Source organism: Streptomyces sp. NPDC001393, from assembly GCF_053597455.1.
Genome location: NZ_JBSFIH010000110.1, coordinates 1 through 11,048, shown reverse-complemented (window position 1 = coordinate 11,048; position 11,048 = coordinate 1). Strand labels below are relative to the sequence as shown.

Below are 11,048 nucleotides of genomic sequence, written 5' to 3'. Positions count from 1 at the left end.
GGCATCGTGCGCGCGCGGGCCACGGCGGCCGGGCGGCGCGCCGACGCCGCGTCCCGGGCGGCCGGCGACCGGCCGCCGGCGCTCGGTCGCCGAGCGGCGTCCCCGGCCACCAGCGCCGGCGATCCAGCGCACGACGCGGCGCACGCCGGCCGCCCCCGTCCGAGGGCGAGGCAGACGGCTCCTACCGCACAGGCCGGCTCAGCCAAGCCCCCGCACCCGCACCGGGTAGGGCGGCTCGGCGGAACCGTCCTCCCGCTGCCGGGCGACCACCACCCGCGGGCCCTGCCGGCGGGCGACATAGCGTTCGATCTCCGGTTCGTCCCACGCGTCGCCCGTGTCCGGCACGACCAGTCCGCCGCCCGTCCGGCCACGTGCGGGTGCCCATACCTCCAGCTCGAGACCGCCGTCGGCGCCGCGCACGGGAATGACCGCACCCGCGCGCGCGAACACCGGTGTCCGTGACAGCGGCGCGTCCACGAGCACCTGCGCCGGCCCCTCGTACGCCTGCTCCGTCACGGTGTCGTACCAGCGGCCCCGCGGCAGCTGCACCGCCCGCCGGTCGGCACCCGGATCCAGTACCGGAGCCACCAGCAGACCGTCCCCGAGCAGAAACGTGTCCTCGCAGTCGCGCAGCGCCCGGTCCTCCGGCGCTCCCCACCACAGTGGCCGCGCATAGGGCGCGCCGGTGCGCCGCGCCAGATGCGCCAGCGTGACGAAGTACGGCAGCAGCCGTCGCCGTTCGAGCAGCGCCACGCGCGCGTGCTGCAGCACCTCGGCACCGAACTCCCAGGGTTCCCGGCGCCCCGCCCGCAGGCTCGCGTGGGTGCGGAACAGCGGCAGGTACGCGCCGAGCTGGAACCACCTGAGGTACAGCTCCGGCGACGGACTGCCGTCGAAACCGCCCACGTCCGGACCCGAGTACGGCACCCCGCACAGACCGAGCCCCAGCACCAGCGACAGCGACGCCCGCAGTCCGGGCCAGCCCGTCGCCACGTCCCCGGACCAGGTGCCCCCGCACCGCTGCATCCCCGCCCAGCCCGACCGGGAGAACAGGAAGGGCCGCTCGCCGGGCGCCAGCTCGCGCAGCCCCTCGTAGCCCGCCCGGGCCATGCAGAGCGCGTACACGTTGTGCGCCTCCCGGTGGTCGCCGCCGCGTCCCTCCAGGGCATGCCGGGCCGAACGCGGCAGGGTCGGCTCCCCGAAGGCGCTGAACGACGTCGGCTCGTTCATGTCGTGCCAGAAGCCCGCGAAGCCCTGCCCCAGCCGCTCCTCGTACAGTGCGCCCCACCACTTGCGCACGCGCGCGTGCGTGAAGTCCGGGAACACCGACTCCCCGGCCCACACCACACCGCGCACCGTCCGCCCGGAGGCGTCCCGCACGAACGCGTCCACGGCCGAACCGCTGTCGTACACCGCGTTGCCCGGCGCCGCCTTCACCGCCGGGTCGACGATCGACACCAGCCGGATCCCGTCGCGGCGCAGCTCGTCGGCGAGCTGCGGCAGCTTCGGGAACCGCTCCTGGTCGACGGTGAACACCTGGTGGTCGTCGTAGTGGTCGATGTCCAGGTGCACGGCGTCCAGCGGCAGCTCGCGCTCCTGGTAGCCGGCGACGATCCGGCGCACCTCCTGCTCGCTGCCGAACCCCCACCGCGCGTGCTGGTGGCCGAGCGCCCATGTGGGCGGCAGTGCCGGCGCACCGGTCAGCGAGGCCCAGGTGTGCAGCACGCGCGCGGGGGTGCCCACCATCACCCAGCAGCGCAGCGGCCCGCCGTCCATCCGCAGCTCGCAGCGCCCCGCCCGGTCGTGCCCGGACCCGGCCCCCTCCTCGCCCTCGCGCACCACGACCCTGCCGTCCCACGTGGTGTCGTGGAACACCAGATGCGTGCCGGCGTCGGCCACCACGAGCTGCACCGGCATGGTCACGTACAGCGGATCGTCCCCGGGCCCGAACGCCCGGCCGGGGTCGGTGTTCCACAGCCGGTACGTGCCGTCCCGCAGCCGGGGCCCGCAGGCCCGGCCGCCCAGACCGAAGAAGCGGGCGTCCGCCGCCACCTCCGACCGCTGCATCCAGCGCGCCGCGCCCCCGCCGACCGGCTCCCACCAGCGCGGCGGCAGATCCCGCCGCAGGGTCACGCCACCCGGCGTGCACACCTCCACCGCGCCGTGCCGCGAGACGGTCACCGTCACCCGCTCGGCGACCACCCGCCAGCCACCGTCCTTGTCCGGCTCCAGCACCGCACGCGGGTCCGCCTCCGGGCAGCTCCCGGCAAGCGCATACGAAGGCAGCGGCCCCGCCCCGTCCCACCCCCAGAACACCGCCCCGTTCACCGCCACGGCGATCCGCAGCTCGGACCGGCTGAACCGGATGACACCGCCCCCCGGCCCCGGCGCCACGCTCGTGACCTGCCCCGGCACCCGCGCCCGCTCGGCCCCCCGCGGCGGCAGCCCGGCCGCGTCGATCCGCCTCCTGCGCCACGCGGCCCGCACGGTACGCAACCCCTGCGCCGCCCTCCCCGAACCGACCACACTCACCGAACGCACCAGGTCACGACCGTCCATGCTGCTCACCCTGCCACTGAGCGCCCCACGCGCGCGTGTCGTTCAACTGCCGTTCACCCGTGCTGGGACCACATCTTCACGACACGGACTGTGTGGAGCACACCCTGGTGCAGAAGTCGATCACATGGCATCGTCCCTGTCAGCCGCGTCACGCGCACACCCCAGCCCGTGCGCGGACCGACGCACACGACGCGCACAGCCCGGGAGCCGCCCCATGACGACCGCGAACCCCCAGCCGCTCTGGCAGCCTGATCCCGAGCGGATCGCCCAGGCACGCATCACCCAGTTCCAGGCCTGGGCCGCCGAGCAGCACGGCGCCCCGGCCCAAGGCGGCTACCCCGCCCTGCACCAGTGGTCCGTCGACCAGCTGGACACCTTCTGGAAAGCCGTCACGGAGTGGTTCGACGTCCGCTTCTCGACGCCCTACGCGCGCGTGCTCGGCGACCGCGCCATGCCCGGCGCCCAGTGGTTCCCCGGAGCCACCCTCAACTACGCCGAGCACGCCCTGCGCGCCGCGGCCACCCGTCCGGACGAGCCCGCCCTCCTGTACGTCGACGAAACCCACGAACCGCGCCCGGTCGCCTGGTCCGAACTGCGCCGCCTGGTCGGCTCCCTCGCCGCCGAACTCCGGGCTCTCGGTGTCCGCCCCGGCGACCGCGTCAGCGGCTACCTGCCCAACATCCCCGAGGCCGTCGTCGCCCTCCTCGCCACGGCCGCCGTCGGCGCCGTCTGGACCTCCTGCGCACCCGACTTCGGAGCCCGCAGCGTCCTCGACCGCTTCCAGCAGGTCGAACCCGTCGTCCTGTTCGCCGTCGACGGCTACCGCTACGGCGGCAAGGAGCACGACCGCCGCGAGATCGTCGCCGAGCTGCGCCGCGAGCTGCCCACGCTGCGCGCCGTCGTCCACATCCCGCTGCTCGGCACCCGGGCACCCGAGGGCGCGCTGGAGTGGTCGGCGCTGACGGCGGGGGACGCCGAGCCCGTCTTCGAGCAGGTCCCGTTCGACCACCCGCTGTGGGTGCTCTACTCGTCCGGCACCACGGGCCTGCCCAAGGCCATCGTCCAGTCCCAGGGCGGCATCCTGGTCGAGCACCTCAAGCAGCTCGGCCTGCACTGCGACCTCGGACCCGAGGACCGTTTCTTCTGGTACACCTCGACGGGCTGGATGATGTGGAACTTCCTCGTCTCCGGCCTGCTCACGGGCACGACGATCGTCCTGTACGACGGCAGCCCCGGCTACCCGGACACCGGCGCCCAGTGGCGGATCGCCGAGCGCACCGGGGCCACCCTCTACGGCACCTCCGCCGCCTACGTCATGGCCTGCCGCAAGGCCGGTGTCCACCCGGGGCGCGACCACGACCTGTCGGCGGTGAAGTGCGTCGCCACCACCGGCTCCCCGCTGCCGCCCGACGGCTTCCGCTGGCTGCACGACGAGGTGCGCGAGGACCTGTGGATCGCCTCCGTCAGCGGCGGCACCGACGTCTGCTCCTGTTTCGCCGGCGGCGTACCGACCCTCCCGGTGTACACCGGCGAACTCCAGGCAGCCGGTCTCGGCACCGACCTGCAGGCCTGGGACCCGAGCGGCGAACCCGTCATCGACGAGGTCGGCGAACTGGTCGTCACCAACCCCATGCCCTCCATGCCGATCCGCTTCTGGAACGACCCCGACGGCAGCCGCTACCACGACAGCTACTTCGACACCTACCCCGGCGTCTGGCGGCACGGCGACTGGATCACCGTCACCTCGCGCGGTACGGTGATCATCCACGGCCGCTCCGACTCCACCCTCAACCGGCAGGGCGTGCGCATGGGCTCGGCCGACATCTACGAGGTCGTCGAGCGCCTGCCCGAGATCAAGGAGTCCCTGGTCATCGGCGTCGAGCAGCCCGACGGCGGCTACTGGATGCCGCTGTTCGTGCACCTCGCGCCGGGCGCCGTCCTCGACGAGGCACTCCTGAACCGCATCAGGCAGACGATCCGCGAGCAGCTCTCGCCGCGTCACGTACCCGACGAGATCATCGAAGTGCCCGGCGTCCCGCACACCCTGACCGGCAAGCGCATCGAGGTCCCCGTCAAGCGCCTGCTGCAGGGCACGCCCCTGGAGAAGGCGGTCAACCCCGGCTCCATCGACAACCTCGCCCTGCTCGCCTTCTACGAGGAACTGGCCCGCAAGCGCGCCTGACTCCCGCGGACGGCACCCTCACCCTCCATAGGTGGCCTCGGACTCGCCCAGCACGGCGGCGAAGTCCGAGGCCAGCCGCGCGGCATCGGCGGGCTCAAGACCGGCGGCCGTGATCCGCACGCCCGGCCCGGAAGCCAGGCGGAACCTCGCCCCGGCCGCGACCCACCAGCCGTACGACCGCAGTCCGTTCACCACCGCCGACTCGTCGTGCACGGGCACCCACACGTTCATCCCGCTCGCGGCGTGCGACTCAATGCCGTGCGCCTCCAGCTCGCCGGCCAGCGCGGTGCGCCGCAGCACGTACGCCGCACGCGCGCGTGCCACGAACGCGCGCGTGCCCCCGTCCGTCAGGAGGCCGTGCACGGTCTCCTGCAGCAGGTGGCTGACCCAGCCGGAGGTCAGCAGCAGCCGACCGTCGTGCCGGGCGAGGGTGACCGGATCACAGGCCGCGGCCGCCCAGCGAAGATCGGTCCCGAGGAACTTGCTCACGGTCCGCACATGCACCCAGCGGGCCAGACCGGCGCCCGTCACCGTGTGCAGCGCGGTGCCGGCCACCTCGGAGGCGTGGTCGTTCTCCACCACCAGCACATCGGGCGCGCCCCGCAGTACCTCGGCCAGCGCGTCGCGACGGGCGGCGGAGAAGTGTCCGCCGTACGGGTTCTGCGCGCGCGGACTGAACACCACGGCCCGGACCCCGGCGCCGAGCGCCCCGCGCAGGGCCTCGGGGCGGATCCCCTCGTCGTCCACCGCGACCGGGACGGTGCGCAGCCCCAGCGCCGCGACCAGATCCAGCAGATGGTGATACCCCGGGTCCTCCACCGCCACGCCGTCCCCGGGACGCAGCTCGACCGACAGCACCCGGTCGAGCAGGTCCAGCGCCCCGTGCGCGAACGTCACGTGCTCCACCGGGACGCCATCCGCGCCCAGCCATGCGCGCACCGCCTCCTCGAGCCGCGCCAGCCGGGGCGCGGAGCGATGGGAACGGGCGCCGGGGGAGAGGCGTGACGGCGGTAGCAGCGCGGGCAGCAGCGCCGGGTCGGGATGCCCGCCGGCCAGGTCCCGCAGCCCTGCGGGTACCTTGGGCGGCCGCCGCGAGGCGACCGCCGGGGCCGGAGCGACCACCGTGCCGCCGCGCCCGCGCGTGACGACGATGCCCCGCCGTCGCAGCTCCTTGTACGCCGTGGCGACCGTGCCCGGGCTCACCCCCAGTTCGTCCGCCAGTCCGCGCACCGGCGGCAGCGCGCACCCCGGGACCAACGCGCCCTCCGCGACGCCCCGTTCGACGGATGCGGCAATTCCCTTGGCCGTCGCACCAGTGATCTCATATTGTGTTGCCACGTTTCTGATTATGTATCAGTACATAACTCGAAACAAGCTCCATCTGAGGGGGAACAGTGGACGCAAAACCCGAGGCCGCCATCAGGCCCTCGCGCACACCAGGAGGCCGCGACGGACGCCGGATGCTTCTGATCACCTTCATCGACCGCATCGGCAGCGGCCTGTGGGCATCCGTCTCCGTCCTGTACTTCACCTACGTCTCCGGCCTCTCCGTCGCCCAGGTCGGCACCCTCGCCGCAGTCTCGGGCGCCGTCGGCATCGCGGGCGCACCCCTCGGCGGACGCATCGCCGACCGCTTCCCCCTCACCCGGATCCTGATCGCGCTCCAACTCCTGCGCGCACTCGCCTCCTTCGGCCTGCTCACCAGCGACCACTACCTCCCGCTGCTCGCGATATCGGCTGTCGGCAGCCTCGGTGACCGCGCCTCGAGCGTCCTGACCAAGCTGTACGCCGCCCGCATCGCGGGAGCCGACCGCGTCCGCTACCAGGCCGTCAACCGCACCTGCTCCAACGCCGGCTGGGCCCTGGGCGGCCTCGCCGCCGCGGCCGCCCTCACCGCCGGCACCACCACGGCCTACCGCTGGCTCCTCACCGGCGACGCACTCTCCTTCCTGGCGATCGCGCTCCTCACCCTCACCTGCGCCGAACCCCCCTCCAGCAGCCGCGTCGCCGCCACCAGCACCGCACCTCGCGATGCAAAGCCGGCCAATCCCTGGCGCGACCGCACCTACCTCGGGTACGTCGCCACCGACCTGGTCCTCTTCCTCGACGACTCCGTCTTCCAGGTCGGCCTGCCCCTGTGGATCGCGCACACCGCGGGCGTACCGCACGGTCTCGCCCCCCTGCTGCTCGTCCTCAACAACGTGATGGTCGTCGCCTTCCAGGTGCCGCTCGCCCGGTACGGCACCACCACGGCAGCAGCCCGCAGACTGCTCGTTCCGCTGTCCGCCGCCTCCGCCGCCGGCGGCGTCACCATGGCCCTGTCCGCCACCGGCGGCACCCAGGCCATCTGCCTTCTCACCGCGTCCGCCGCCCTCTTCACCCTGGCCGAGATGCTGCACGCCGTCGTGTCCTGGGAACTCTCCCTGACCCTCGCCCCGGACACCGCGCAGGGCGCCTACCTCGGCGTGCACGGCCTCGCCCAGTCCGGCCAGCGCAGCCTCGGCCCGCTCGCCGTCACCGCCGCCATCGCCACCGGCCCGCTCGGCTGGACCGTCTTCGGCGCCACCATCGCCGCGACCTGCGCACTCCAGCACCGACTGGTCCGCGACCGCCTCCGGCGGAGCCCGTTGTCAGTGCCGCCGGTTACGGTGAGTGAGCATTGATCGACCGCGCACTTTGGGGGAAACATGGCGCACACCGACCACCAGACCATGCGACGCGTCCTGCGCCGTGAGATCGCCGGCACCATCGGCCTGCTCACCGACGAACACGACTTCCGCGCCATGCGGCGCTACCGCAGCTTCACCTTCGACGACCACGCGACCTATCTGAAACAGGTCGAGGCCGTCCTCAAAGCCCGCGCCGCCCAGGGCACCCACACCACACTCGCCCTGTTCGACCCCGAGGACTACGCCGCCTACTGCGCGGACGCCGGCCTCGACCCGGAAGCCCCGACCAGCCGAACCCGCTTCACCGCCGAACTCGCGGCCACCGGCCCCACCATCCCCTACGACGGCCAACCCCTCGCCACCCTCGTACCCGCCCTCGTCGACGAAGCCGTACGACAGGCGACGTGGGAGTACGCCACCACCCTGCTCTCCCGCCTCGGACCCTGCCCCACCTGCGGCGAGGACATCGGCAGGGCCGCCTTCACCCGCGCCTCCGAGCTCCTGGTCCGCATCCTCGACACCGCACCGCCCGGCGACCGGCACCTCGTGTGCAGCGTCTCCGGACCGCCGGACACCCTCGTCTCCGTGCTGCACGGCGACCAGGACGGCGACGGCGGCATCCGCCTCGACGAGGCCGAGGCCCTGGAATTCACCAGCGTCCTCGCACTCGGCCTCGCCACCCGAAGCCCCGGCGGACTCGTCCTGCGCGCCAGCTCCCCGGGCGCGGCCGACCGGGTCTACGGCTGGCGACTGCGCTCCGGAGGCCTCGAAGCACTCACCGCCTCCGAAGTCTTCGACGCCTACTGCACCGACGTCGAAACCGGCGACCTCATCTCCCCGGAATCCGACGTCGACTACTGCGAGCCCCCCGACCTCGGGATCGAGGACACAGCACCCGGCCACCGGCACTGAGACAAACCGCGCGGCCGAGGCGCCTCCCGGGCCGAGACATGCCGGAACGCACCAGGGGCGCCCCACCCGAAGGCGGGACGCCCCTGCACCCGGCACACGCGCCGCGCCGCCGGTACGGCTACTCGCCGGACAGCACCGCCTGAGCAGCGTTGCGCGCCTCCTCGGCGCTGTCCGCGGCACGCGCGGCCGCCGCCGCCCGCTCGCACTGCGCCAGCGTGTACTTCGCCAGCATCGCCCGGACATAAGGAATCGACGCCGCACCCATGGACAAGGAGGTGACACCCAGACCGGTCAGCACACAGGCCAGCAGCGGGTCGGACGCGGCCTCACCGCACACACCACAGCTCTTGCCCTCGGCCTTGGCCGCCTCCGCGGACAGCGCCACCAGGTCCAGCAGCGCAGGCTGCCACGGGTCCTGAAGCCGGGACACCGCGCCCACCTGCCGGTCGGCCGCGAACGTGTACTGCGCGAGGTCGTTGGTCCCCAGCGACAGGAACTCGACCTCCTGCAGAATCGAACGCGCCCGCAGCGCGGCCGACGGGATCTCCACCATCGCGCCGAACTTCGCCCGCAACCCCGCCTCACGGCACGCATCCGCGAACGCCTTGGCATCCGCGCGGTCCGCCACCATGGGCGCCATGACCTCGAGGTAGACCGGCAGCCCCTCAGCGGCCTTCGCCAGCGCGGTCAGCTGCGTACGCAGGATCTCGGGGTGGTCCAGCAGCGTCCGCAGACCCCGGACGCCCAGCGCCGGGTTCGGCTCGTCGGCCGGAGTCAGGAAGTCCAGCGGTTTGTCCGCACCCGCATCCAGCACCCGCACGACCACACGACCCTCGGGGAACGCCTCCAGCACCTGCCGGTAGGCCTCCACCTGCTTCGCCTCGGAAGGAGCGTTCTTGCTGTCGTCCAGGAACAGGAACTCGGTACGGAACAGACCCACACCCTCGGCCCCGGCCTCCACAGCAGCCGGTACGTCCGCCGGGCCCCCCACGTTGGCCAGCAGCGGCACCTTGTGACCGTCCGCCGTCACACCTGGCCCGGTCGAGGCGGCCAGCGCGGCCTTGCGCTCGGCGGCCGCGGCCTCCAGCTGCGCCTTCTTCTCCTCGCTAGGGTTCACGAAGATGTCGCCGGTGCTGCCGTCGACGGCGATCACCGTGCCCTCCGCCAGCTCACCGGCACCCGGCAGCGCCACGACCGCCGGCACACCCAGCGCCCGCGCCAGGATCGCGCTGTGACTGGTCGGCCCGCCCTCCTCGGTCACGAAACCGAGGACCAGCGAGGGGTCCAGCAGCGCGGTGTCGGCGGGAGCCAGGTCCCGCGCCACGAGTACATAGGGCTGGTCGCTGTCCGGGACGCCCGGCATCGGAACGCCCAGCAGCCGGGCGACGATACGGTTCCGCACATCATCGAGGTCGGCCACCCGCCCGGCGAGGTACTCACCGGCACCGGCCAGCAGCTCCCGGTACGCCGCGAACGCGTCGTACACCGCACGCTCGGCCGTGCTGCCGACGGCGATCCGCCGGTCCACGTCCGCCATCAGCTCGGGGTCCTGGGCCATCATGGCCTGTGCCTCGAGTACCGCCTGGGCCTCGCCCCCCGCGAGATTGCCGCGCGCCATCAGATCGGCGGCCACCGCGTCCACGGCCTGGCGGGCGCGCCCCTGCTCACGCTCGGCCTCCTCCGCCGGGATCTGCTTGGCCGGCGGCTCCAGCACCGCCGTACCCATGTGCCGGACCTCGCCGATGGCCACGCCATGGCTCACGCCCACGCCTCGCAGCGTTGTCTCCATCTCACCCGTCTCCGATAGTGCGGCGGGTCCCGCCGCCGCGGTGGTTGTCGTGAACGCCGTCGGATGACGGCACTGCCGTCAGTTCCAGGCGAAAAGGCTGTCGCCGGCCTTCACGTCCCCGCTGTCGCGGAGGTCGGAGAGGGACTCGGCCGTGGCTTCGAGGGCGACGACGGGGCAGACCGGGGACTTGCCGGCGGCCTCGACCGCGGAGGGGTTCCAGCGCACGACGGCCTGGCCGCGCGTCACGGTGTCGCCCTTGTTGACGAGCAGCTCGAAACCCTCGCCGTTGAGCTGCACCGTGTCGATGCCGAGATGGGTGAGCACACCGTGCCCGCTCTCGTCCACCACGACGAAGGCGTGCGGGTGCAGGGAGACGATGACGCCGTCCACGGGCGCCACGGCCTCGGAGGGCTCACGTACGGGGTCGATCGCGGTGCCCGGGCCGACCATGGCCCCGGAGAAGACCGGATCCGGCACTTCGGCCAGTCCGATGGCACGTCCAGCGAGAGGGGACGTCACGGTGGTCATGGGAAGCCTCCCAAGGAGTGGAGCTGCGTACGGGCCGTCACTGCCTGTCCTGGACGGCGCTTGCAGCAGCGTATGTCAGATGAAGTGGCGGTTCCGTATGGAAGCTACCAGCTAGTGGTCTAGACCACCAACCCCGTGGATTTGCAGCGCCTTCGAGACTCCGTGTACAGTCGTACTCCTGCTTGGGGCGGAGGCGCGAGAGCGCCCTCACGCAGCCTCGGCAGCACCCAAACTCGTCAGATCCTATCTCTGGATCCGCTTCTGCATGTCCGCAGGAGGGTGGTCAGAGAGACGGAAAAACCCTGGTAGAGTTTGAAACACCGAAGGGAAGCGCCCGGAGGAAAGCCCGAGAGGGTGAGTACGAAGGAAGCGACCGTTCCTTGAGAACTCAACAGCGTGCCAAAAGTCA

General features: G+C 72.6%; 7 protein-coding genes. 3 read left to right on the top strand and 4 right to left on the bottom strand.

Features of this window, described 5'->3' with window-relative positions; translation table 11 throughout:
• Positions 1-198: 198 nt before the first annotated feature.
• Positions 199-2,559, bottom strand: a complete 2,361-nt coding sequence (locus ACWC2T_RS44975; protein WP_450676074.1) for a glycoside hydrolase family 31 protein — start codon at positions 2,557-2,559, stop codon at positions 199-201.
• Between the two features lie 214 nt (positions 2,560-2,773).
• Between ACWC2T_RS44975 and ACWC2T_RS44970 the strand changes: the two genes are divergently transcribed.
• Complete coding sequence (locus ACWC2T_RS44970) at positions 2,774-4,741, top strand: acetoacetate--CoA ligase (RefSeq protein ID WP_450676073.1); 1,968 nt, start codon at positions 2,774-2,776, stop codon at positions 4,739-4,741.
• A gap of 18 nt (positions 4,742-4,759) precedes the next feature.
• On the opposite strand, the gene ACWC2T_RS44965 is transcribed toward ACWC2T_RS44970, so the two are convergent.
• Positions 4,760-6,079 carry an aminotransferase class I/II-fold pyridoxal phosphate-dependent enzyme gene (locus ACWC2T_RS44965; RefSeq protein WP_450676072.1) on the bottom strand — a complete coding sequence of 440 codons (1,320 nt, stop codon included), beginning with the start codon at positions 6,077-6,079 and terminating at the stop codon, positions 4,760-4,762.
• 122 nt (positions 6,080-6,201) lie between these two features.
• Here ACWC2T_RS44965 and ACWC2T_RS44960 point away from each other — a divergent pair, with 122 nt between their 5' ends.
• Positions 6,202-7,404: an MFS transporter gene (locus ACWC2T_RS44960; RefSeq protein WP_450676071.1), complete on the top strand. Its 1,203-nt coding sequence runs from the start codon at positions 6,202-6,204 to the stop codon at positions 7,402-7,404.
• Positions 7,405-7,428: 24 nt separating this feature from the next.
• Positions 7,429-8,322, top strand: a complete 894-nt coding sequence (locus ACWC2T_RS44955; RefSeq protein ID WP_450676070.1) for a hypothetical protein — start codon at positions 7,429-7,431, stop codon at positions 8,320-8,322.
• A 118-nt stretch (positions 8,323-8,440) separates the two neighbouring features.
• On the opposite strand, the gene ptsP is transcribed toward ACWC2T_RS44955, so the two are convergent.
• Both ptsP and ACWC2T_RS44945 read right to left on the bottom strand, forming a co-directional pair.
• Positions 8,441-10,111: a phosphoenolpyruvate--protein phosphotransferase gene (gene ptsP / locus ACWC2T_RS44950; protein WP_450676069.1), complete on the bottom strand. Its 1,671-nt coding sequence runs from the start codon at positions 10,109-10,111 to the stop codon at positions 8,441-8,443.
• Between the two features lie 78 nt (positions 10,112-10,189).
• A complete protein-coding gene (locus ACWC2T_RS44945) occupies positions 10,190-10,639 on the bottom strand; it encodes a PTS sugar transporter subunit IIA (protein WP_450676068.1) in 450 nt (149 codons plus the stop codon).
• Positions 10,640-11,048 lie beyond the last annotated feature (409 nt).